The organism is Kitasatospora sp. NPDC058170 (assembly GCF_042883905.1).
GTDB lineage: Bacteria > Actinomycetota > Actinomycetes > Streptomycetales > Streptomycetaceae > Kitasatospora.
On record NZ_JBHVUV010000033.1, the window covers coordinates 76,158 to 99,511 of the forward strand.

19 protein-coding genes are annotated in these 23,354 nt (G+C 73.8%); 2 read left to right on the forward strand and 17 right to left on the reverse strand.

Features of this window, described 5'->3' with window-relative positions; all coding sequences use genetic code 11:
- Positions 1 to 347: 347 nt before the first annotated feature.
- From cobA to ACFVVX_RS31140, 17 genes are all read right to left on the reverse strand, one after another.
- A complete protein-coding gene (cobA, locus tag ACFVVX_RS31060; RefSeq protein ID WP_387950450.1) occupies positions 348 to 1,607 on the reverse strand; it encodes a uroporphyrinogen-III C-methyltransferase in 1,260 nt (419 codons plus the stop codon).
- A gap of 106 nt (positions 1,608 to 1,713) precedes the next feature.
- On the reverse strand, positions 1,714 to 5,478 hold the full coding sequence (gene cobT / locus ACFVVX_RS31065; protein ID WP_387950451.1) for a nicotinate-nucleotide--dimethylbenzimidazole phosphoribosyltransferase: 3,765 nt from the start codon (positions 5,476 to 5,478) through the stop codon (positions 1,714 to 1,716).
- A gap of 658 nt (positions 5,479 to 6,136) precedes the next feature.
- Positions 6,137 to 7,399 (reverse strand): precorrin-6y C5,15-methyltransferase (decarboxylating) subunit CbiE, encoded by a 1,263-nt coding sequence (gene cbiE / locus ACFVVX_RS31070; RefSeq protein WP_387950452.1) that lies wholly within the window; start codon positions 7,397 to 7,399, stop codon positions 6,137 to 6,139.
- Between the two features lie 217 nt (positions 7,400 to 7,616).
- Entirely contained in the window at positions 7,617 to 8,291 is a 675-nt protein-coding gene (locus ACFVVX_RS31075; RefSeq protein ID WP_387950454.1) for a GNAT family N-acetyltransferase, read from the reverse strand.
- Between the two features lie 185 nt (positions 8,292 to 8,476).
- On the reverse strand, positions 8,477 to 9,304 hold the full coding sequence (locus ACFVVX_RS31080; RefSeq protein ID WP_387950456.1) for a MetQ/NlpA family ABC transporter substrate-binding protein: 828 nt from the start codon (positions 9,302 to 9,304) through the stop codon (positions 8,477 to 8,479).
- A gap of 59 nt (positions 9,305 to 9,363) precedes the next feature.
- On the reverse strand, positions 9,364 to 10,113 hold the full coding sequence (locus ACFVVX_RS31085) for a methionine ABC transporter permease (RefSeq protein ID WP_387950458.1): 750 nt from the start codon (positions 10,111 to 10,113) through the stop codon (positions 9,364 to 9,366).
- A complete protein-coding gene (locus tag ACFVVX_RS31090; RefSeq protein WP_387950460.1) occupies positions 10,110 to 11,135 on the reverse strand; it encodes a methionine ABC transporter ATP-binding protein in 1,026 nt (341 codons plus the stop codon). Before ACFVVX_RS31090 ends, ACFVVX_RS31085 begins: the two co-directional genes overlap by 4 nt.
- Positions 11,136 to 11,696: 561 nt before the next feature.
- Positions 11,697 to 12,200 carry a GNAT family N-acetyltransferase gene (locus ACFVVX_RS31095; protein ID WP_387950462.1) on the reverse strand — a complete coding sequence of 168 codons (504 nt, stop codon included), beginning with the start codon at positions 12,198 to 12,200 and terminating at the stop codon, positions 11,697 to 11,699.
- Between the two features lie 337 nt (positions 12,201 to 12,537).
- A complete protein-coding gene (locus ACFVVX_RS31100; RefSeq protein WP_387950464.1) occupies positions 12,538 to 12,795 on the reverse strand; it encodes a hypothetical protein in 258 nt (85 codons plus the stop codon).
- Positions 12,796 to 12,903: 108 nt separating this feature from the next.
- A complete protein-coding gene (gene argH / locus ACFVVX_RS31105; RefSeq protein WP_387950465.1) occupies positions 12,904 to 14,337 on the reverse strand; it encodes an argininosuccinate lyase in 1,434 nt (477 codons plus the stop codon).
- A 106-nt stretch (positions 14,338 to 14,443) separates the two neighbouring features.
- On the reverse strand, positions 14,444 to 15,637 hold the full coding sequence (locus ACFVVX_RS31110) for an argininosuccinate synthase (RefSeq protein ID WP_387950467.1): 1,194 nt from the start codon (positions 15,635 to 15,637) through the stop codon (positions 14,444 to 14,446).
- Between the two features lie 281 nt (positions 15,638 to 15,918).
- Entirely contained in the window at positions 15,919 to 16,467 is a 549-nt protein-coding gene (locus ACFVVX_RS31115) for an arginine repressor (protein WP_387950469.1), read from the reverse strand.
- Positions 16,468 to 16,484: 17 nt separating this feature from the next.
- Positions 16,485 to 17,693 (reverse strand): acetylornithine transaminase, encoded by a 1,209-nt coding sequence (locus ACFVVX_RS31120; protein ID WP_387950471.1) that lies wholly within the window; start codon positions 17,691 to 17,693, stop codon positions 16,485 to 16,487.
- Positions 17,690 to 18,565 (reverse strand): acetylglutamate kinase, encoded by an 876-nt coding sequence (gene argB / locus ACFVVX_RS31125; RefSeq protein ID WP_387950490.1) that lies wholly within the window; start codon positions 18,563 to 18,565, stop codon positions 17,690 to 17,692. The genes ACFVVX_RS31120 and argB overlap by 4 nt, the downstream gene beginning before the upstream one ends.
- 95 nt (positions 18,566 to 18,660) lie before the next feature.
- Complete coding sequence (gene argJ, locus ACFVVX_RS31130; protein WP_387950473.1) at positions 18,661 to 19,833, reverse strand: bifunctional glutamate N-acetyltransferase/amino-acid acetyltransferase ArgJ; 1,173 nt, start codon at positions 19,831 to 19,833, stop codon at positions 18,661 to 18,663.
- Complete coding sequence (argC, locus tag ACFVVX_RS31135; protein ID WP_387950474.1) at positions 19,830 to 20,858, reverse strand: N-acetyl-gamma-glutamyl-phosphate reductase; 1,029 nt, start codon at positions 20,856 to 20,858, stop codon at positions 19,830 to 19,832. Before argC ends, argJ begins: the two co-directional genes overlap by 4 nt.
- A 229-nt stretch (positions 20,859 to 21,087) precedes the next feature.
- Complete coding sequence (locus ACFVVX_RS31140; RefSeq protein WP_387950476.1) at positions 21,088 to 22,287, reverse strand: methyltransferase; 1,200 nt, start codon at positions 22,285 to 22,287, stop codon at positions 21,088 to 21,090.
- Positions 22,288 to 22,404: 117 nt separating this feature from the next.
- On the opposite strand from ACFVVX_RS31140, the gene ACFVVX_RS31145 reads away from it, so the two are divergent.
- Both ACFVVX_RS31145 and ACFVVX_RS31150 read left to right on the forward strand, forming a co-directional pair.
- Positions 22,405 to 22,806, forward strand: coding sequence for a VOC family protein (locus ACFVVX_RS31145; protein ID WP_387950478.1), 402 nt, complete (start codon positions 22,405 to 22,407; stop codon positions 22,804 to 22,806).
- A 78-nt stretch (positions 22,807 to 22,884) separates the two neighbouring features.
- Positions 22,885 to 23,262 (forward strand): RNA-binding S4 domain-containing protein, encoded by a 378-nt coding sequence (locus ACFVVX_RS31150; RefSeq protein WP_387950480.1) that lies wholly within the window; start codon positions 22,885 to 22,887, stop codon positions 23,260 to 23,262.
- Positions 23,263 to 23,354: the final 92 nt, after the last annotated feature.

Here is a 23,354-nt window from a genome sequence, read left to right on the forward strand (position 1 = left end):
GCGGCTGCGCCCGCCCCCCCCGCGCCGGTGCCGGCGGCCGCCGCGCGGGCCCGGCGGGGCGGGGGGCCTGGGGCAGGCGGGGGGGCCCCACTCCCCACTCCGGGCGGGCTGGCTCCTACGCCGGGCTGTTTGCAAAGTCGCACTTTGCAAACAGCCCGAACGGATCCGGGCCGCTTCCATCGCATCGGGGGCGGGGCCTCCTGCATCCTGCACTTTGCAAAGTTTGTCTTTGCAAAGTGCAGGATGCGTGCCAGGCGTGCCAGGCGGGGTGGGCGTGCCAGGCGTGCCAGGCGTGCCAGCCCACCCCGCCAGGCGTGCCGGGCGGGGTGGGCTGTGGGCAAGAAGGGTCAGGCAGGAGGGAAGGCGGGGAAAGCAGGGGCGAGGACGTTGACCACGTCGCCGATGACGATGACGGCGGGGGGCTTGATCTGTTCGGCGGCGACCGTGGCGGCGACGGTGTCGAGGGTGGCGTCGACCCGGCGCTGGGCGGCGGTGGTGCCCTCCTGGACGACGGCGACCGGGGTGTCGGCCGGGCGGCCGCACTCGATCAGCTTGGCCGCGATCGCACCGATCTTGTCCACGGCCATCAGCAGCACCAGCGTGCCGTTCATCCGCGCGGCGGCCTCCCAGTTGGTCAGCGAACGCTCGTCGTCCGGGCCGACGTGGCCGGAGATCACGGTGAACTCGTGGGTCATGCCCCGGTGGGTGACCGGGACACCGACCGCCGCCGGGACGCTGATCGAGCTGGAGATGCCCGGCACCACGGTGACCGGCAGCCCCGCCTCGACGCAGGCCAGCAGCTCCTCGCCGCCGCGCCCGAACACGTACGGGTCCCCGCCCTTGAGCCGGACCACGAACCTGCCCGCCTTGGCGTGCTCGATCAGCGTGCGGTTGATCGCCTCCTGGGCCATGAACCGCCCGTACGGGATCTTGGACGCGTCGATCACCTCGACGTGCTCCGGCAGCTCGGCCAGCAGCTCGCGCGGGGCGAGGCGGTCGGCGACCACCACGTCCGCGTCCGCGAGCAGGCGGCGGCCGCGCACGGTGATCAGGTCCGGGTCGCCCGGGCCGCCGCCGACCAGGGCGACGCCCGCGCCGTGCGAGCGGAACTGGCGGGCGGCCAGCGAACCGTCCCGCAGGCCGTCCACGATGGAGTCGCGCAGGGCGGCGGAGTGCCGCGGGTCCCCGGTGAGGACGGCCACGGTGGCGCCCGCGTCCCGGCCGCTGGCCGGGGTCCACGCGGTGGCGGCCGCCGCGTCGTCGCTGCGGGCGCAGAACACCCGCTCCCGCTCGGCCTCGGCGCTGACCGCCGTGTTGACGGCCGGGTCGTCGGTGGCGACCAGCGCGTACCAGGCCTCGGCGAGGTCGCCGTCCTGGTAGCGGCGCTCGTGCCAGGTCAGCTCGCCCGCGTCGGCCATGGCCTGGACGGCGGGGGTGGTCGCGGGGGATATCAGGTGCACGTCCGCACCGGTGGCGAGCAGGGCCGGCAGTCGCCGCTGGGCGACGTGGCCGCCGCCGATCACGACCACGCGGCGGCCGGCGAGCAGCAGGCCGACCGGGTACGGGGTGCGGCCCTCGGTGCTGGGGTGAGGAGTGGGCGCGGTCATGGGCGGTGCTCCTGGATCGGGGGTGAGGGTGGTGGGGGTACGGCGCGACACCGCTCCGCGTACCGGCGCGCCCTCGGGCCGGTACACGGAGCGGTGACGACGTGCGTCAGGCCTTCTCGGTGACCCCGGCGGAGTCGAACGTGGCTACATCGTGCATCGCACGGGCCGCACTCTGCACCAGCGGGAGGGCCAGCAGGGCGCCGGTGCCCTCCCCGAGCCGCAGGTCCAGGTCGATCAGCGGGCGCAGTCCGAGCTTGGCCAGCGCGGCCTGGTGGCCGGGCTCGGCGGAGCGGTGCCCGGCGATGCAGGCGGCCAGCACCTCGGGGGCGATCGCCTTGGCGGCCAGCGCGGCCGAACCGGCGATGACGCCGTCCAGGATGACCGGGGTGCGCAGCGAGGCGGCGCCCAACAGGAAGCCGGCGATGGCCGCGTGCTCCAGGCCGCCGATGGCGGCGAGGACGCCGATCGGGTCGCTCGGGTCCGGCTGGTGCAGGGCCAGGGCGGCGCGGATCACCTCGACCTTGCGGGCGTGGGTCTCGTCGTCGATGCCGGTGCCGCGGCCGGTGACCTCGGCCGGGTCCAGGCCCGTGAAGACCGAGATCAGGGCGGCCGAGGCGGTGGTGTTGGCGATGCCCATGTCGCCGGTGACCAGGGCCTTGTTTCCGGCCGCGACCAGGTCGCGGGCGGTCTCGATGCCGACCTCGATGGCCTTGAGGGCCTCTTCGCGGCTCATCGCCGGGCCCTGGGTCATGTCGTCGGTGCCGGGCTTCACCTTGCGCGGCAGCAGGCCGGTGGTGCGGCCCTGCTGGATCGCGTCGGGCAGCTCGGAGGCGACGCCCACGTCGACCACGCAGACCTCGGTGCCGATCTGCTTGGCGAAGGCGTTGACCACCGCTCCCCCGGCCAGGAAGTTGCCGACCATCTGGGCGGTGACCTCCTGCGGCCAGGGGCTGACGCCCTGGGCGTGCACGCCGTGGTCGCCCGCGAAGATCGCCACGCAGGCGGGCTCGGGGATCGGCGGCGGGCACTTGCGGGAGAGGCCGGACAGCTGGGCGGAGATGATCTCCAGCATGCCGAGGGAGCCGGCAGGCTTGGTCATCCGCTTCTGGCGGTCCCAGGCCTCGCCGAGGGCCTTGGCGTCCAGCGGGCGGATGCCGCGCAGGGTGTCGGCGAGCAGGCTGTGCGGCTCCTCGCCGGGCAGTGCGCGGTTGCCGTACTGCTCCTCGTGGACGACCCAGGAGAGCGGGCGCTTCTTGGCCCAGCCCTGCTGCTGGAGCTCGGGCTCGTCCGGGAAGGCGTCGACGTAGCCGACGCAGAGGTAGGCGACGACCTCCAGGTGCTCGGGCAGGCCGAGCTCGCGGACCATCTCGTCCTCGTCGAAGAAGCTCACCCAGCCGACGCCGAGGCCCTCGGCGCGGGCGGCCAGCCAGAGGTTCTCGACGGCGAGGGCGGCCGAGTACGGGGCCATCTGGGGCTGGGTGTGCCGGCCCAGGGTGTGGCGGCCGCCGCGGGTGCGGTCGGCGGTCACCACGATGTTGACGGGCGTCTCGAGGATGGCCTCGATCTTGATTTCCTTGAACTGCTTGGCCCGGCCCTTGGGCAGCGAGTCCGCGAACGCCTCGCGCTGGCGCTCGGCGAGTTCGTGCATCTTGCGGCGGGTCTTGGCCGAGCGGATCACCACGAAGTCCCACGGCTGGGAGTAGCCGACGCTGGGGGCGGTGTGGGCGGCCTCCAGGACGCGGATCAGCACCTCGTGCGGGATCGCGTCCGGGCGGAAGCCGTTGCGGATGTCGCGGCGCTCGCGGATGACCTGGTGAACGGCGTCGCGGCCGCTCTCGTCGTAGCCGGGGGCGGCCGGGCCGCGCGGTACGGCGGGCTCCTCGACGAGCTCCTCGGCGGGCTCCTCCGGGGCGGGTTCCTCGGTGGGTCCGCCGGTGCCTGCCTCGGCCGGGGCGATGGACGCGGCCTCGTTCGCGGCGTCGATCTCGGCCTCGATCTCGGTCTCCGTCTGCGCTTCGGTCGCCGGGGCGGCGGTGTCCGGGGTGGGGTCCGTCTCGGCGGCGGCCTCGGGCGCGGTACCGGGATCGGCGGTCGGCTCGGGCTCCACGGCGGGCTCAGCGGTCGCGTCGGCCTCCTGCACGGCGGTCTCCTGCGGCTGCTCGGTCTCCGGGGCGGTCACGGCCTGGCCCGAGGGCATCTCGCCGGTGCCGACGGCGGTCTCCGCGGCGGTCCCTGCCTCGACGACAGGAACGGTGTCCGACGTGTCGGCGGCATCGGGTGCCTGGTCGGCAGGCTGTGCCTCGGTGGCGTGCCCTGCCACTGCGACGTCCTCTGCCACGGTGGCATGGTCTGCCTCGGTGGCAGGCTGCGCCAGGGCGGCATCCTGCGCCGGGTCGGCATGCTGTGCCACCTCGACAGGCTGTGCCTGCTCGGCGGTCGGTGCCTCGGGCTGCTCCGCGGTCGCTATGGGCGCGGGCTGCTGCGGCGCGGCCGACTCGGGCTCGACCTGCGGAAGGCCGTGCGGGGTGGGTGCGGCGAGGAAGGCGGAGATACGCCGGGGCTGACCGGCCGGGGTGGCCGGCTGCTGCTCGGGCTGGGCGGCAGCGCCGGGCTCACCGGCCTCGGTGACGGCGGTGGCGGTGGCGAGGGAGCTCGGCTCGCTGGGCGCGGGCGCGTCGGCGGGAGCCGGCTGGACGACCGCATCGGCCTGCGGCGCCTGCTCGACCGGCGAAGCCTGGTCCACCACGGGCACCGGGGCCTCGACGGGTACGGCCTCGACGGCCGGCTCCGCCTGGACCTCGGCGTGAACCTCGACCGGCACCTCGGCCACACCCGGCACGACCGGCTCGACGGCGACCGGCTCGGCGGTCACCACGGGCTCGGCGACCGGCTCGGCGACGAGGGCCTGCGGGGCCTCGGCCGACTGCGGAAGCTGCTGCGCGTCCTGGGCCGGCTGAACGGACTGGGCGGGCTGAACAGGCTGGGCGAGCTGACCCGACTCGACCGGAACAGCCTGCGGCGCCTGCACCGGCGAGGCCGCCGGCACGGCCGTCGGCGCGACGAGCTGCGGCTCGGGCTGCCCGACGACGGGGGTGACGACCGGGATGCCGTGCGCGGGCGTGGCGCCCTGCGACGGCCCGCGGTCGGCGAGCGAGCGGACCGGGACGTGGCCGGTCATCAGCGACGGGTCCGGGATCGGCGGGCCGGCGTGCAGCGGCCGGCGCGGCGGCTGAGCGGCCGTCAGCGCGTCCTGGCCCGTCGCCTGCAGCGGGTTCTGGACGGCCTGCGGCTGGACCGGGGCCTGCGCAAAGGCCTGGGCCTGCTGCGCGGCCGGGTCGGCGGCGCCGAGCACCGGCGGCTCCAGCGGCGGCCAGGAGGGGTCGACCGGGATCCCCGGCGCGCCCGCCTCGGCCTGCTGCCCGTCGCCGTACTGCGCGACGGCGTCCGGCTCGGCGGCGGAGGCGAGCGGCTCGCCCCAGGAGCCCTGCGGACCGGGCATCAGCAGGACGTCGTCGTCCTCGTCGAGCAGGTCCGGCTGGTCGGGCTGGTCCAGGAAGTGGAAGGCGGGGCGCGTCGCGGCACCCTCGGCGGGCCAGCCCTCCCCGGGGACACCGGCAACCGGCACGCCGAACCCGGGGGCCTGCCCCGCGACGCCGACGCCCTGCGGCGGGATCACGGCAGCGCCCGGCGCCATCGCGCCCGGCAGCCCCGCCCCCGGCACCGCGGGGTTCGGGACGACACCGCCGTCCGTCGCGATGCCCTGCACGGGTGCGACGGATACCGCGACGCCCTCCGGGCCGCCGAGCGGGTCGGGCCCGGCGAGCAGGTGCTCCGGCAGTCCCTCGTTCGGGACGTGGCCGCCATCGGTCATGTCAATGCTCCTTCCAGGCCGCTGCCGCGTCCTTGGCGACGCGATCACCGACCGCAGCGCCCATCCGCACGGGCCGGGCCTGCACCGGCCCGCCCCTCAATCACACGCGGCCGCCGCGCCGGGGCGCTGCGGCCGAAGTCCTTCCGGCGCGCTGCGGCACCCCGGCCCGCGCGCCACCCGTCAGGTCGGCGCGCCATCTGAAACAACGACAACCCGGGGCAACCGGCACGACCGCACCGGACCCTACGGCATTCTCCAGGTCCGGCACGCGGCCCGTCGAATTGCCCACACTCCGAGCCACGCCGGGTTGCAGCACGTCAAAAAGGCGACAAACCGACTGGATCGGGCAGGTCACCGGCCGCCGCAGCCGCCCAGGACGCCACACTACCGGCCCGGCACTGTCACCTCTCGAATCGGTGTCCGGATGCGACCTGGATCACCGCACGAGGGCGCGGGGCGGGGACCCGGTGCCGGGGCCCGGCGGCGCGCCGAAAGCCCACCGAACAGTCACCGGACGCCCAGGAAGCGGTCACGAAGCGGCTCACCAAGCCCGGGAATCGGCCACGAAGCGACCCACGAGGCCCGGGAACCGCCTCACGGCGGACGCTTCGCGAGCGCTTGGAAGCATGCCCGGCCCGGCGCCGACGGCGCACCGTCTTCACACGATCTGCTCACCCCAGAGCAGGAGCACGCCCGGCTCCCCCGCGCCGAACCGCAGCCCCCCGCCGCCGGTCGCGCTCAGCGGCGCCGACTGCAGCAGGGCACCGTCCGCCCGGTAGCCGGCCCCGGTGATCGCCCGGCGGAACTCCTCCGCCTCCGCGAGGGTCCCGGCCACCGCCACGAACCGCTCGGGGCGGCGGGCCAGTACCGCGCGCACCACCTCCGGTCCGCCGGCCTCGACCACGGCCGCGTCCGGCTCCGGCAGCCCGCCCAGCACCTCCGGACCGCGGCCGTGGACGGTCTCCACCTCGACGCCGTACCGGCGCGCGTTGACGGTCAGCCGGGCACAGGCCGAGCTGTCCGCCTCCACCGCCACCACGGCCGCGCCGAACCGGGCGGCCTCAATGGCGAGGGCGCCGCTGCCCGCGCCGACCGACCAGACCAGGTCCCCCGGACGGGCGCCCAGACGGGCCAGCACCAGCGCGCGGACGTGCGCGGGGAGCGCCTCCGATGCGCCGGGCCCGTCCGCCGCGCGCCCGGCGCCCGTGTAGGCGTCGCCGGGGAGCGCCCAGCCGCGCTCCGCGCCGGGGAAGCCGATCGGACGCCCGGCCAGCCAGCCGGCGGCCTCGCCGTTCGCGCCCGGCTGCGGGCCGCCGCTGTTGCCGCCGATCACCAGCACCACGTTCGGGTCGCGCCAGACGTGGTCGGCGACCCGGTCCGAGGTGAGGACGGTGACGTCCTCCTCGGAGGTGCCGAGGGCCTCGCAGACCACGAAGGTGCGGTGCACCCCGCGCAGCATCAGCGCGAGTTCGGCGGGCCCGGCCCCGGGCGCGGTCAGCACCGCGACCTTGGGGTTGGCCCGGCAGATGTTGGCCGCGCGGCGCAGCCGTCCGCCGTGGGCGCTGGCCACCTGGGCGTCCTCCCAGGGCATTCCGGCCCGGGCGAAGGCGGCGGCGACCGAGGAGACGGCCGGCAGGACCTCCAGTTCGAGGCCGTACTCGGGGCGGCGCAGCGTGCGGACGACCCCGAAGAAGCCCGGGTCCCCCTCGGCGACGACGACGGCGGCGCCGCGGTGTGCGGCGATCCGGCGGGCGGCGAGCTGGATGTTGCCGAGGACGATCCGTTCGGCGCCGGGCGGCACCGGGAGGGCGTTCAGCTGGTAGGGGGCGCCGGCCACCAGGGTCGCTGCGGCGAGGGCCGCGCCGGCGGCCTCGGTCAGTGGTGTGCCGTCCCACCCGATGACCGTGATCCGGTCAGCCATCTGCGGCCGTTCTCCCTCGCCTCGGTGCGCTCGTCCGCGCCGGTTCTCCGCGCCGGTGTGGGGCGCCGTCCAGAGGCTACCGGGTGTGATCCCCGTTGCGCCGACAACTCGTACACATGTCCGCCACGCACCCGGCCGACCGCGGCGTTCCGGGAGGAGAGGGCGGGGCACGGCGGGCAGTACGGAGCGGGGCAGGGCGGACCGGGCGGACCGGGGGTCAGTCGCGCAGCACGTACCGGTCGTCGCCGTGCCAGCCGGACTCGGCCTCGGCCGGGGCCTCCATGTCCTCGGGGAGCAGGCTCCACAGGATGACGTCGCTGCGGCTCTCCTCCCCGCCCCGGGAGCCGGACGGCGCCCCCGCGGTCGGCGGACCGGACTCGCCGGACTCGCCTCGCACTATCCAGGCGCTGCGCAGCACGCCCTCGCTGATGCCGCCGATCTTCTGGGCGACCTGCTGGGCGGCGGTGTTCCCGGCGGCGGTGCGCATCTCCAGGCGCAGGAAGCCGCGGTCCTCGAAGAGCCACTGGGCGACGCCGAGGACGGCCTCCGGGGCGTAGCCCTCGCCGCGGGCCCAGGTGGCGGTGACGTAGGCGATCTCGGTGGAGCGCAGCCGCCACTCGGTGTTGCGCAGTTCGACCAGTCCGACCAGGCGCTGGGTGAGGTGCTCGGTGACGGCGAAGACGATGCCGCGGCCGGCCAGCCGGTGGGCGGGGGCGAGGGTGCGGGCGAGCTCGGCGGCGTAGCCCTCGGTGAAGGGGTGCGGGAGATCCGTCCAGGCCAGGACCAGTTCGTCGGCCATCATGGCGGCCAGGCCGGGGGCGTCGTCCTCCGCAAGGGGGCGCAGCAGCAGCCGTTCGGTGCTGATGGCGGTCTCGGGGAAGCTCGCTGCCATGCCGTCTCTCCTCGCCGGGTCGTGGACACACCGTACGCCTCGCCGGTGCCCGGGTGTGACGCGGTGCACGGCCCGCACGACGGTACGTCAGAACTCGGCCTGTCAGGGTGTCACTACCTGCATACTGCCCGACCGGGCCCCCGCCGGGATGCGGCGGGGGCCCGGTCGGGGGCAGGCGGGGTGGCTCAGAAGGCGGGGATGACGGAGCCCTTGAAGGTGTCGTCGATGTACTTCTTCACCTCGGCGGAGTGGAGGAGCTCGGCGAGCTTCTTGACCCGCGGGTCGTTGTCCTTGCCCTGCTTGACGGCGAGGATGTTGGCGTAGGGGTTGCCCTCGGCCTTCTCCAGCAGCAGGGAGTCGCCGGCCGGCTTGAGGCCGGCGTCGAGGGCGTAGTTGCCGTTGATCACGGCGACGTCGAGGTCGTCGATGGAGCGGGGCAGCTGGGCGGCCTCCAGCTCCTTCCACTTGAGGTTCTTCGGGTTGGCGGTGACGTCGGCGGGGGTGGCGGCGGTGCCGACGCCGGCCTTGAGAGTGATCAGGTTGTTGTCGGCGAGCAGCTTGAGCGCGCGGCCCTCGTTGGTGGCGTCGTTGGGCAGGCCGACGGTGGAGCCGTTGGCGAGGTCGCCGATGGCCTTGATCTTCTTCGAGTAGACGCCCAGCGGCTCCAGGTGGACCGGCTCGACCGAGACGATCTGGGTGCCGTGCTTCTTGTTGAAGTCCTCCAGGTACGGGACGTGCTGGAAGTAGTTCGCGTCGGCCGAGCCGTCCTGCACCGCGGTGTTGGGGGTCACGTAGTCGGTGACCTCCTTGATGGTGAGCTTGAGGCCGGCCTTCTCCGCCAGGTTGTCCTTGACGAACTTGAGGATCTGGCCGTGCGGGGTGGGGCTGGCGACGACGGTCAGCGGGGCGTTCGGGTCGGAGGACCCGGAGGACCCGGAGCTGCCGCAGGCGGCGAGCGAGAGGGCGATGCCGGCGGTGGCGAGGATGCTGGTGAACTTCAGGGCGTTGCGCACGAAAAGTGCCTTTCTGCGTGATACGGGGAGCCGCGTCCAGGTGCGGACGTCGGGTGGTCTCAGGGGGCGACGAGGTCCTCGCCGGAGGGGGTGGCCGGGGCGGCGGGGGTGCCGCCGCGCGGGCCGAGCAGTCGCGACCGGCCGCCGGTGCGGCCGCGGTTGGCAAGTCGGCGGACGGTGTAGTCGCCGAGCAGTTGGACGATGGTCACGATGATCACCAGCTCCGCGACGATGATCCACATGAAGCCGGTCTCGAAGCGGTAGTAGCCGTAGTTGACCGCGAGGGTGCCGAGGCCGCCGCCGCCGACCACGCCGGCCATCGCGGAGTAGCTGATCAGCGTGATGATCGTGGTGGTGACGGAGGCTGCGAGGGCGGGCAGGGCCTCGGGCAGCAGTGCCTTGCGGACGATGGTCCAGGTGGAGGCGCCCATCGCCTGGAGGGCCTCGATCAGGCCGCGGTCGACCTCGCGGACGGAGGTCTCGACGAGCCGGGCGAAGAAGGGGATCGCACCGATGGTGAGCGGCACGGTCGCGGCCTCCCAGCCGATGGAGGTGCCGACCAGCCAGCGGGTGAAGGAGATCAGGGCGATCATCAGGATGATGAACGGCACCGAGCGGGCGATGTTCACCACGGCGCCGAGCACCTTGTTGACCGGCCGGTTCGCCAGCAGGCCGCCCTTGTCGGTGAGTACCAGCAGCACGCCGAGCGGCAGGCCGAGCAGTACGGTGACGACGGTGGAGACGCCGACCATCTGGAGGGTCTCCCAGGTGGCGGGCCACATCAGTTCCTGCATCTGGTCCCAGGTCATGCCGCCGCTCCGTTCACCGTGTCGAGCACGTCCACCTGCAGGCCCTGCTCGCGCAGGAAGCCGATCGGCACCACGTTGTCCGCCCGGGTGCCGGGGAGCTCGACCCGCATCCGGCCGACCATGCGGCCGGCGATGGTCTCGACGGCGGCGCCGAGGATGTTGATGTCGATCTGGTAGGTGCGGGCGAGCTGCGAGACGAACGGCTGGGCGGAGGTGTCGCCCTGGAAGGTGATCTCCAGGACGGTCCTGCCGGGGTGGCCGGAGGCGAACTCGCTGAGCGGGAAGAGCTCGCGGGCGAGTTCGGAGCCGGGCTTGGCGAGCAGGTCGGTCAGTTCGCCGGACTCGACCACCTTGCCGCCGCGCATCAGGGCGGCGGAGTCGCAGACGGACTTGATGACGTCCATCTCGTGGGTGATCAGCAGCACGGTGAGGCCGAGCTGCTGGTTGAGGTCGCGCAGCAGCTTGAGGATGGAGCGGGTGGTCTCGGGGTCGAGCGCGGAGGTGGCCTCGTCGGAGAGCAGCACCTTGGGGTCGCCGGCGAGGGCGCGGGCGATGCCGACGCGCTGCTTCTGGCCGCCGGAGAGCTGGCCGGGGTAGCTGCGGGCCTTGTCGGCGAGGCCGACCAGGTCGAGCAGTTCGGCGGCCCGGCGGCGGCGCTCGGTGCGGTCCAGGCCGATGATCTCCAGTGGGAGCTCGACGTTCTGCTGGACGGTGCGGGAGGCCAGCAGGTTGAAGTGCTGGAAGACCATGCCGATGCGGCGGCGGGCCTCGCGCAGCTCGCGGCCGGCCCGGTTCTCGCCGCCGGCGAGCGAGGTGAGCTCAAGGCCGTCCACGGTGACCGTGCCGGAGCTGGGGCGCTCCAGCATGTTGACGCAGCGGATGAGGGTGGACTTGCCGGCGCCGCTGGTGCCGACGACTCCGTAGACCTCTCCGGGGCGGACGTGCAGGTCGACGCCGGCGAGGGCGGTCACCTCGCGGCCGCGGGAGCGGTAGACCTTCGTGAGGTCCGTGGTGGTGATCACAGCTGCTTCCGTGGGTCGGGGGCGGACGGCGTTCGGCCGCCGGACCGGGTTGCGGTCGGCGACGTGGGCGGCGTTGCGCCAGGGGGGTCCGGACCTGCCACCCCTTGATCGTCGCCGCTGGGCGGCCGGGCCGCGCGACGGCGTGGCCCTTACGAGTCATCAGGGGAAGGCCGACCGCCTGCGGGTGGGCAGGCGGACGGGGCGGCTTCTCAGCGGCGGCAGGGGGGCGCGCTCACACGGGCGGGAGCGGCCTGGGTCTCGCTTCGGGGCGCGAGCGGGGGCGTCCCCAGCGGGAGGCCGGGGGGAACAGTGGCCCTCAGCGGTGACACATTCGACGACACATGGCGCGCTCACCTGCCGGCAGGGTGCCGGTGGGGGTCCATTTCGTCGTCGCAGTCATGTGAGCCAGTAAATCAGATCGATCGATCCCGTCCCAATTATTTGGACCGGGCGTCCGCAATGCGGACGGCTACCGCTGTGACCTGCGGCGATGCGACTCGGCGCCGCCACCAGAGGTCCGAATGGTGGCGGCGCCGGGTGCGGCGGGGGGCTTGGCGGGGCTCAGGCGGTGGCGGCGAGGCGGGCCACGACGGGCTTCTCCAGATGGACCAGGGTGAGCCGGCCGTCGACCTGTTCGACGGCGGTCTGGCGGTAGCCCTGGCGGGTGTAGAGGCGCAGGTTGCCGAGGCTGCGGTGACCGGTGAACAGGCGGTAGGCGCTCAGCGGGCCGTCGCCCTCGGCGAGGCGGCGCTCCAGCGCCTCCAGCAGGCGTCCGCCGAGGCCGTGCCGCTGCATCCGGGGGTGGACCACCAGACGCCCTATCCGGCCGATGCCGTCCGGGCCGACCTGGCCGCGGACACTGCCGACCACCTCGCCGCCGAGGCGGGCGACCAGGAAGTGCTGCTCGGTCAGCTCGTCGCGCAGGCTCTCCAGGGTCTGCGTCAGCGGCTCCAGGGTCCAGTCGCCGTACAGCTCGGCCTCGCTCTGGTAGCCGAGGTACTGGAGTTTGAGGATCTGTTCCGCGTCCTCGGCGTCCGCCGCCGCGATGATCACGCTCATGCCCATGTGCTGGGGCCTCCCCATCGTCGTGCCCGGCGCGCAAACGTGAGGGTGCCGCACCGGATGCCCTGCCGGAGATGTCCCGGCCGGGGATCTGCCCTGACCGGGGGTGGCGCACGAACGTACCAGCCGCAGGGCCCTGGTCGGGCCAGCGACACCGGCGACGCGCTCACGCTCAGTATCCAAGCGATCGCGCCGTCGTCAAGAGCTACGTTCGCCACCGCTCTACCCGCGTGTCAGCTGCTCTCAACCTCCCGGCCGCCCGACGTGGCGAGGGTCACGTCGGGCGGCCGGGGCGGGTCGGGCGCGGGTGGCGGGCGTCGCGTCCGGCCGGGCGACGAGGTCACAGGTGGCGTTCGGCGTGCAGCAGGGTGCGCAGACAGGCGAGGCAGCGGGAGCGGGTGGGGCCGATGGAGCCGTGCGGCATGCCGAGGCGGACGGAGAGCTCGCGGTAGCTCGGCGGCGGGTCCTCGGCGAGGGCCGCGACCAGTTGCGGGCAGCGGCCGGGCAGCGCCGCCACCGCCTCGCGGACGACCCGGCGGCGGCGCTCGGCGAACACCTGCTCCTCGGCGGAGGGGGCGTGGGGAAGGTTGGTGCACATACGGTGAATGACTCGGCCCGGGGCGGACCGGTCACGGCCGCCGGGGCCGGAGCACGCGAAAGGGGCGCGGCGGTCAACCCGCCACGCCCCCTCCCCCGCGCTGCGGGGTCAGCCCTGGATCCACTCCTGCTGGGCCGCCAGGTCCGCCTTCACCTCGCCGAGCTGGACGGCGACGGCCGAGGGGGCCGTGCCGCCGCGCCCGCTGCGCGAGGCGATCGCGCCGTGGACGCTGAGCACCGAGCGGACCTCGGGGGTCAGGTGCGGGGAGATCCCGGCGAACTGCGCGTCCGTCAGGTCGCCCAGCTCGATGCCCTGCTGCTCGCAGACCTTCACGCAGGCGCCGGCCACCTCGTGCGCGACCCGGAACGGCACGCCCTGCTTGACCAGCCACTCGGCGATGTCGGTGGCGAGCGAGAAGCCCGCCGGGGCCAGCTCCTCCAGCCGCTCCCGGTGCACGGTGAGGGTGGCCATCATGCCGGTGAAGGCCGGCAGCAGCACCTCCAGGGTGTCGCAGGAGTCGAAGACCGGCTCCTTGTCCTCCTGGAGGTCCCGGTTGTAGGCGAGCGGCAGGGCCTTGAGCGTCGCCAGCAGGCCGGTCAGGTTGCCGATCAGGCGGCCGGACTTGCCCCGGGCGAGCTCGGCGATGTCCGGGTTCTTCTTCTGCGGCATGATCGAGGAACCGGTGGAGAAGGCGTCGTGCAGCGTGATGAAGCCGAACTCCTTGGTGTTCCAGATGATCACCTCCTCGGCGATCCGGGAGAGGTTGATCCCGATCATCGCCGTGACGAAGGCGAACTCGGCGACGAAGTCCCGCGAGGCGGTGCCGTCGATCGAGTTGCCGACCGAGCCCCGCTCGAAGCCGAGCTCGGCGGCCACGGCCTGCGGGTCCAGGCCGAGCGAGGAGCCGGCCAGCGCGCCGGAGCCGTACGGGGAGACGGCCGTGCGGACGTCCCACTGGCGCAGCCGCTCGGCGTCCCGGCCGAGGGCCTGCACGTGCGCGAGGACGTGGTGGGCGAACAGGACGGGCTGCGCGTGCTGGAGGTGCGTGCGGCCCGGCATGGCGGTGTCGGGGTGCGCCTCGGCGAGGCCGACCAGGGCGTGCTGGAGGTCGAGGACCAGCCCGCCGATGATCCTCGCGTGGTCCCGCAGGTACATCCGGAAGAGCGTGGCGATCTGGTCGTTGCGCGAGCGCCCGGCCCGCAGCTTGCCGCCGAGGTCGGCGCCGAGCCGCTCCAGCAGGCCGCGCTCCAGCGCGGTGTGGACGTCCTCGTCGGCGATCGTGCCGGTGAAGGTGCCGGCCTCGACGTCGGCCAGCAGCCGGTCGAGCCCGGCCAGCATCCCGGCGAGCTCCTCGTCGCTCAGCAGGCCGGCCTTGTGCAGGACGCGGGCGTGGGCCTTGGAGCCGGCGATGTCGTACGGCGCGAGGCGCCAGTCGAAGTGCACCGAGGCGGAGAGCTTGGCCAGCGCCTCGGAGGGACCGTCGGCGAAGCGTGCGCCCCACAGGCGGACGTCGCCACCGGAGGCGTTCTGGTCGGCAGACATCGCTTGGGCTCCTTACGCGGGTGACTCGGGAGGGGTTCGGAGGGGTTCCGAGGGGGTGGCCCCGGCCGCGGGGTGCGGACGGCCGGGGCCCGGGGAGGGTGGCCTGTCAGGCGAGGTCGCGCCGGGCGGCGATCTTCGAGGAGAGCCCGAAGATCTCGATGAAGCCCTTGGACATCGACTGGTCGAAGGTGTCGCCGGTGTCGTACGTGGCGAGGTTGAAGTCGTACAGCGACTGGTCGGACCGGCGGCCGTTGACGACGGCCCGGCCGCCGTGCAGGACCATCCGGATCTCGCCGCTGACGTGCTGGTTGGCCTCGTTGACGAAGCCGTCCAGGGCCCGCTTGAGCGGGGAGAACCACAGGCCGTCGTAGACCAGCTCGGCCCAGCGCTGCTCGACCTGCCGCTTGTAGCGGGCCAGCTCGCGCTCGACGGTGACGTTCTCCAGGGCCTGGTGGGCGGTGATCAGGGCGATCGCGCCGGGGGCCTCGTAGATCTCCCGGGACTTGATGCCGACCAGCCGGTCCTCGACCATGTCGAGGCGGCCGACGCCCTGGGCCCCGGCCCGCCTGTTGAGCTCCTCGACGGCCTGCAGGACGGTGACCTTGCGGCCGTCGATGGCGACCGGGACGCCGGCGTCGAAGGTGATGACGACCTCGTCGGCCTCGCGCTGGGTGGCCGGGTTCTGGGTGTACTCGTAGACGTCCTCGATCGGGGCGTTCCAGATGTCCTCCAGGAAGCCGGTCTCGACGGCCCGCCCGAAGACGTTCTGGTCGATCGAGTACGGGGACTTCTTGGTGGTGGCGATCGGCAGGCCCTTGGCCTCGGCGAAGGCGATCGCCTTGTCCCGGGTCATCGCGTAGTCGCGGACCGGGGCGATGCACTTGAGGCCGGGGGCCAGCGAGTTGATGCCGACCTCGAAGCGGACCTGGTCGTTGCCCTTGCCGGTGCAGCCGTGGGCGACGGTGGTGGCGCCGTGCTTCTGCGCGGCGGCGACCAGGTGCTTGACGATGACCGGCCGGGACAGCGCGGACACCAGCGGGTACTCGCCCTGGTAGAGGGCGTTGGCCTTGATGGCCGGCAGGCAGTACTCGTCGGCGAACTCGTCGCGGGCGTCCGCGACCTCGGCCTCGACGGCACCGCAGTCCAGCGCGCGCTGGCGGATGACGTCCAGGTCCTCGCCGCCCTGGCCGACGTCGACGGCCACGGCGATGACCTCGGCGCCCGTCTCCTCGGCGATCCAGCCGATGCAGACGGACGTGTCCAGACCGCCCGAGTAGGCGAGTACGACGCGCTCGGTCACGGCTTTCTCCTTCACAACTGTGCGAACAGGTTTACGGCGATAGGCATAAGTATGCACTACACCGTATGAAACTCAAAACCCCGGCACACGGGTGCGGGGACGCGGGGCTGCGCGGGCTCCGTCGGGCGGGCGCGCGGGGGCGGGGAAGGGGTGGGGACGGGCCGGCTCCGGCGCGGGGCGCGGGTCGGCGCGGCGGGGCCGGAGCGGCACGGGAAGGGCCGAAGCGGCACGGGAAGGGCCGAAGCGGCCCGGTGGGCCCGGAGTCCGGGCCCACCGGAGGGCTACTGGGCCTTGGCCTGGGCCAGCTGCATCAGGTGGTCGGCGAGCGCCTGACCGCCGGACGGGTCGCGGCTGATCAGCAGGACGGTGTCGTCGCCGGCGATGGTACCGATGATCTCGAACACCTCGGCCTGGTCGATCGCGGACGCCAGGAACTGGGCGGCGCCCGGCGGGGTGCGCAGCACGACGAGGTTGCCGGAGGCGGTGGCGGAGACCATGAGCTCGCCGGCCAGCCGGGCCATCCGGCCCTCGCTGGCCGACTCGCCCATCGGTGCGCGCGGCGTGCGGTCGCCGCCCTCGGCCGGGACGGCGTAGATGAGCGCGCCGTCCCGGTTGCGGATCTTGACCGCGCCCAGCTCGTCCAGGTCCCGGGAGAGGGTGGCCTGGGTGACCACGAGCCCGTCGTCCGCGAGCAGCTTGGCGAGCTGGCTCTGTGAGCGGACGGGCTGGCGGGTGAGCAGGTCCACGATCCGCCGGTGGCGCGCGGTGCGGGTCTGGGGGACCTGCGGCGTCGGGCCGGCGGCGGGTTGGCCGGAGTGGGGAACGGTCATGTGATTATTCTCCCGGACTACGCTCGGCTCGCATCGGCCGGGGCGTTCTCGCGCACCGACCGGAGGATGCCCGGCAGGGCGGCGAGGAAGGCGTCCGCCTCCTGCTCGGTGAGCACCAGCGGGGGTGCGAGCCGTACGGCGTCCGGGACGGCGGCGTTCACCAGGAAGCCGGCCTGCTGGGCGGCGGCCTGGATCCGGGCGGAGACCGGTTCGGTGAGCACGATGCCGAGCAGCAGTCCGGCGCCGCGCACGTGGGAGACCAGCGGGTCGCCGATCGCCTCGATGCCGTGGCGCAGCCGCTCGCCGGTCTTGCGGACGTGCTCCAGCAGTCCCTCGGACTCGATGGTGTCGAGTACCGCGAGGGCGGCGGCGGCGACCACCGGGTTGCCGCCGAAGGTGGTGCCGTGCTGGCCGGGGGTGAGCAGTTCGGCGGCGTCGCCGAAGGCCAGGACGGCGCCGATCGGCAGGCCGCCACCGAGTGCCTTGGCGAGGGTGACGACGTCCGGGTCGACGCCCTCCTCGGCCTGGTGGGCGAACCAGTGGCCGGTGCGGCCGACGCCGGTCTGGATCTCGTCCAGGACGAGCAGGGTGCCGGTGGCGCGGGTGATCTCGCGGGCGGCCCGGAGGTAGCCGTCGGGCAGCGGGACGGCGCCGTTCTCGCCCTGGACGGGCTCCAGGAAGACGGCGGCGGTCTCGGTGGTGACGGCGGCGCGCAGGGCCTCGATGTCGCCGAACGGGACGTGGGTGACGTCGCCGGGCAGCGGGAGGAAGGGGGCCTGCTTGGCCGGCTGGCCGGTGAGGGCGAGGGCGCCCATCGTCCGGCCGTGGAAGGCGCCTTCGAGGGCGACGACGTGGGTGCGGCCGGTCCGGCGGCTGATCTTGAAGGCGGCCTCGTTGGCCTCGGCGCCGGAGTTGCAGAAGAAGACCCGCCCGTCGCGGCCGGAGAGCGTGAGCAGCCGCTCGGCCAGCGTGATGGTGGGTTCGGCCATGAAGAGGTTGGAGATGTGGCCGAGGGTGGCGATCTGCCGGCCGACGGCCTCGACGACGGCCGGGTGGGCGGTGCCGAGGGCGTTGACGGCGATGCCGCCGAGGAGGTCGGTGTACTCCTTGCCGTCGGCGTCCCAGAGCTTGGCGCCCTCACCGCGGACCAGTGGGATGCGCGGGGTGCCGTAGTTGTCGGTGAAGGCGTGCTGCCACCGGTCGGTGAGCTGTTCGTTGCTGGTCATGCGAATCCCCCGGTCACGGTCGGTTCGTCGTCCGGCACGACCATCGTGCCGATGCCCTCGTCGGTGAAGATCTCCAGCAGCAGGGAGTGCTGGACCCGGCCGTCCAGGACGCGGGCGGTCCCGACGCCGGAGCGGACGGCGCGCAGGCAGCCCTCCATCTTGGGGAGCATGCCGCTGGCCAGGCCGGGCAGCAGTTCCTCCAGTTCGCTCGCGTTGAGCTGGCTGATCACGTCGTCGGAGTTCGGCCAGTCGGCGTAGAGGCCCTCGACGTCGGTGAGGACGACGAGCATCTCGGCGCCGAGGGCGACCGCGAGGGCGGCGGCGGCGGTGTCGGCGTTGATGTTGTAGACGTGGCCGTCGGTGCCGCGGGCGATCGAGGAGATCACCGGGATGCGGCCGTCGGCGATCAGCGCCTTGACGGCGCCGGCCTCGATGTTGACGATGTCGCCGACCAGGCCGATGTCCACCTGCTCGCCGTCGACGACGGCGTAGCGCTTGACGGCGGTCATGGTGTGGGCGTCCTCGCCGGTCATCCCGACGGCGAAGGGGCCGTGGCCGTTGAGCAGCCCGACGAGTTCGCGCTGGACCTGGCCGGCGAGGACCATCCGGACCACGTCCATGGTCTCGGGGGTGGTGACGCGCAGGCCGTTGGTGAAGGACGACTCCAGGCCCAGCTTGGAGAGTTGGGCGCTGATCTGCGGGCCGCCGCCGTGCACCACGACGGGGTGCAGGCCCGCGTAGCGCAGGAAGACGACGTCCTGGGCGAAGGCGGCCTTGAGGCTCTCGTCCACCATGGCGTTGCCGCCGAACTTGATCACGATGGTCTTGCCGTGGAAGCGCTCCAGCCACGGCAGTGCCTCGATCAGCGTCATGGCCTTGGGCAGCGCGGTGTTGTTGCGGGCCTGTTCGCCCTTGGGTGCGATCTGCACGTCTTCTGGTCCCCGGCTCGGTTGGCTGGTGGCGGCGGTCAGGTGGAGTAGGCGCTGTTCTCGTGCACGTAGTCGGCGGTGAGGTCGTTGGTCCACAGCGTCGCGGTCGCCTGGCCCGCGTTGAGCCGGGCGGTGATGACGATCTCGCGGCCGGTCATGTCGACGAGGTCGCGGTCCTCGCCGACGCTGCCGTCGCGGCAGACCCAGATGCCGTTGATGGCGACGTCGAGCCGGTCGGGGTCGAAGGTGGCGGCGGTGGTGCCGATCGCGGCGAGGACGCGGCCCCAGTTGGGGTCCTCGCCGTGGAGGGCGCACTTGAGGAGGTTGTTGCGGCCGATGACGCGGGCGACGTCGACGGCCTCGTCCTCGGTGGCGGCGTCGGTGACGTCGATCCGGATGTCCTTGCTGGCGCCCTCGGCGTCGCCGATCAGCTGGCGGGCGAGGTCGGCGCAGACGGTGCGGACGGCCTCGTCGAACTCGGCCGCGCCGGGGGTGACGCCGGAGGCGGCGGAGGCGAGCAGCAGCACGGTGTCGTTGGTCGACATGCAGCCGTCGGAGTCGATCCGGTCGAAGGTGGTGCGGGTGGCGGCGCGCAGCGAGGTGTCCAGGGCGGCGGCGTCGAGGTCGGCGTCGGTGGTGAGGACGACCAGCATGGTGGCGAGGCCGGGGGCGAGCATGCCGGCGCCCTTGGCCATGCCGCCGACCGTCCAGCCGGCCGGGCTGGTGACCTGGGCGGTCTTGTGGACGGTGTCGGTGGTCTTGATGGCGATCGCGGCGGCCTCGCCGCCGGTGTCCGCGAGCTCGGCGGCGGCGAGGGCGACGCCGGGCAGCAGGATGTCCATCGGGAGGCGGACGCCGATCAGGCCGGTGGAGGCGACGGCGACCTCGCCGGCGTTGGTGCCCAGCTCCGCGGCGACGCGCTCGGCGGTGGCGTGGGTGTCCTGGAAGCCGAGCGGGCCAGTGCAGGCGTTGGCGCCACCGGAGTTGAGGATCACGGCGGAGACCTGGCCGCCCTTGAGGACCTGCTCGGACCAGAGGACGGGGGCGGCCTTGACGCGGTTGGCGGTGAAGACGCCGGCGGCGGCGAGGGAGGGGCCGTCGTTGACGACGAGGGCGAGGTCGGGGGTGCCGGAGGCCTTGATCCCGGCGGTGACGCCGGCGGCCCGGAAGCCCTTGGCGGCGGTCACGCCGACGTTCTGGTGGTCGGTCACGGTGCGACTCCGTTCAGGGGAAGGCCCAGCTCCTCGGGCAGGCCGAGGGCGATGTTCATGCTCTGCACCGCGCCGCCGGCGGTGCCCTTGACCAGGTTGTCGATCGCGCTGATCGCGATGATCCGCCCGGCGTTCTCGTCCAGGGCGACCTGGACCAGGGCGGCGTTGGAGCCGTAGACGCTGCTGGTCTGCGGCCACTGGCCCTCGGGCAGCAGGTGGACGAAGGGCTCGTCGGCGAACGCCTCGGTGTAGGCGGCGCGCAGGCTCTCGCCGCTCACGCCGGGCCTGGCCTTGGCCGAGCAGGTGGCGAGGATGCCGCGCGGCATCGGGACGAGGGTGGGGGTGAAGGAGACGGTGACCCGCTCGCCCGCGACGGGGGTGAGGTTCTGGGACATCTCCGGGGTGTGCCGGTGCAGGCCGCCGACGCCGTAGGCGCTGACGTTGCCCATCACCTCGCTGCCGAGCAGGTGCGTCCTGGCGGCCTTGCCGGCGCCGGAGGTGCCGGAGGCGGCGACGATCACGGCCTCGGGCTCGGCGAGCCGGGCCGCGTACGCCGGGAAGAGCGCCAGCGAGACGGCGGTCGGGTAGCAGCCGGGGACGGCGATCCGGTTGCCGCCCTTGAGCGCGGCGCGGTGGCCGGGCAGCTCGGGCAGGCCGTAGGGCCAGGTGCCGGCGTGCGCGGAGCCGTAGAACTGCTCCCAGTCGGCGGCGGCCTTGAGCCGGAAGTCGGCGCCGCAGTCGACGATCAGCACGTTCCCGCCGAGGGCCTCGGCGACGGCGGCGGACTGGCCGTGCGGCAGGGCCAGGAACACCACGTCGTGGTCGGCCAGCACCTCGGGGGTGGTGGGTTCGAGGATCCGGTCGGCGAGCGGGATCAGGTGCGGCTGCAGGGTGCCGAGCCTGGTGCCCGCGTTCGAGCCGCCCGTGAGCGCCCCGATCTCCACCTCCGGGTGGCCGAGCAGCAGGCGCAGTACCTCACCGCCCGCGTATCCGCTCGCGCCGGCGACGGCGACTCGCAATGCCATGGCAGTTTCCCTCCTTGGTCGGAGCATGAATATACGCATCACGGAACATCCATGCAAGGGAATGCAGGACGGGGCCACGGGACGCCCGCTCCGCACCCGGGGCCGGGATGCGCCGCCCGCCGCCCGGACGGCTGTCCATCCGTGCGGCGGAATGAGCTTAGGCTACCCTTAGTTGATCGCGGGGGCGCCGGGCCCCGGGCCCGGCCGGAGCGGCGGACGGCCGCCCGGCTCAGCGGCGGACGGCCCGCAGCACCACGAACTTGGGGTTGCCCGCGACGAGTTCGCAGTTGCCGAAGAGGCGGCGCAGCTTCACGTGGTAGCCGAGGTGCCGGTTGCCGACCACCCAGAGCTCGCCGCCGGGGCGCAGCGCGCGGCGGGCGCCGGTGAACATCCGCCAGGCGGTGGCGTCGGTGGTGGCCTGGTGGGAGTGGAACGGCGGGTTGTTGAGGACGAGGTCCACCGAGCCGGGTTCGACCGCCTCGGCGCTCAGCGCGTCGGCGGTGCGGAACTCCGCGGGGGCGTCCGGGCCGAGGTTGGCGCGGAAGGTGGCCTCGGCGGAGGCGACGGCCTGGTGGGACTCGTCGACGAACAGCAGCCGGGCGCCGGGGGCGGCCAGGGCGGCGGCGGTGCCGACCACGCCGTTGCCGCAGCCGAGGTCGACGACCCGGTCGCCGGGGGCCGCGGTCGGCAGGTGGCCGAGGAGGAACCGCGTGCCGATGTCCAGGTGTTCGGCGCAGAAGGTGCCGGCGTGGTTGGTCACGGTGCGCCCGGAGGCGGGGCCGATGTCACCGGGCAGGGCGTAGCTGCGCGGCCAGGGGCTGGGACCGGGGTCGAGCGCGGGGTCTGGCGCGCAGAAGATCAGCCGGGCCTTGCGGACCGCGAGGGAGGTGCGGGTCGGGCCGAGGATGCGCTCGAAGAGCCGGAGGGTGGAGGTGTGGATCTCGGTGACCATGCCGGTGCCGATCACCACCGTGCCGGGGTGCATCGCGGGGGCCAGCCGGTGCAGTTGGTCCTCCAGCAGCGCGAGGCTCTTGGGGACGCGGACCAGCAGGACGTCGATGCGGCCGGGCGGGGTGTCGCGGGTGGAGAGCAGCCGGACCGCGTCGGGTGCGGCGCCGCGGCGGGCGAGGTTGGCGGCCGTGGCCCGCAGGGCGAGGTGGGAGTCGCCGATCCCGGTGGGGCGGTGGTCGGCGAGGGCCGTGGTGAGGGCGCCCCAGCGGTCGCCGAGGACGACGACGGCGCGGCCGTCGAGGTCGGTGGCGGCGCCCTGGGCGCTGTCGCCCTCGCCCGCGAGGTGGCGCAGCAGGTACTCGTCGGCGGCGTCCCAGGCGCGCAGTTGCTCGCGCGGGTCCTCCGGGAAGCGCGTGAGGTCGTGGGTGCCCCACGGAGTGGAGAAGGACGTGGCTGCGGGCGTGCTGAGGCGGTTCATCGTGATCTCAGGCTAGCCGACGGGCGGGCGGCGGCGGCCCGGGCGGCCGATCCCGCCCGCCCGGCCGATACTGGAAGGGCCCGAACCGGAAGGGCCGGACCGGAAGGGGCCTGGGCCATGGACTGGAAGCTCGAAGTGGTGGTCGTGCCGGTGGCGGACGTCGACCGGGCGAGGCTGTTCTACGAGGAGCAGGCGGGTTTCACCGTCGACCACGACACCCGACTCGGTGACGGCGTGCGGGTCGTCCAGCTGACGCCGCCGGGTTCGGGGTGCTCGATCGTGGTCGGCACCGGGGTGACGGAGGCGCCGCCCGGTTCGGTGAAGGGCCTGCAGCTGGTGGTGGCGGACGTGCAGCGGGCGCACGGGGAGCTGGTCGCCCGGGGCGTGGAGGTCAGCCCGGTCCAGCACTTCGAGGACGGCGCGCGGGTGGACGGGCCGGGCGGGGAGTGGAACTCCTTCGTGTTCTTCAACGACCCGGACGGCAACGGCTGGGCCGTCCAGGAGTCGCCGCCCCGGTAGGCCCTGTGCGGCCTGCGGGCTACCGGGTGCGGGCGCTGGGCCACGGGCCCCGGGTTCGGGTCTGGGTAGGCTCGGAGGATGGTCGAAGACGAGGGAAGCGTCCGGGTCGACAGCTGGATCTGGTCGGTGCGGCTGACGAAGACCCGGGCACTGGCCGCGGCCGCGTGCCGGGCCGGGCATGTGCAGGTGAACGGGGACCGGGCCAAGCCGGCACAGGCGTTGCGGCCCGGGGACGAGGTGCGCGTGCGCCAGGACGGGTTCGAGCGGATCGTCGTGGTGAAACGGCTGGTCCGCAAGCGGGTCGGCGCGGGTGTCGCGGCCGAGTGCCTGGTGGAGACCGGCCCGCCGCGGCCGCCGCGCGAGCAGGTGGTACTGGCCGGCGAGCGCGACCGGGGGGCCGGGCGGCCCACCAAGCGCGACCGGCGCGAGCTCGACCAGCTGCGCCAGGGGCGGTAGTGCCGCGTCAGGCAACTTTTGCCCGTCAAGGAGCGGCGTCCGGTGCGTGCTATCGGCGTGCCGGCCGGAAGTCCTCGTACTGGACGTACTTG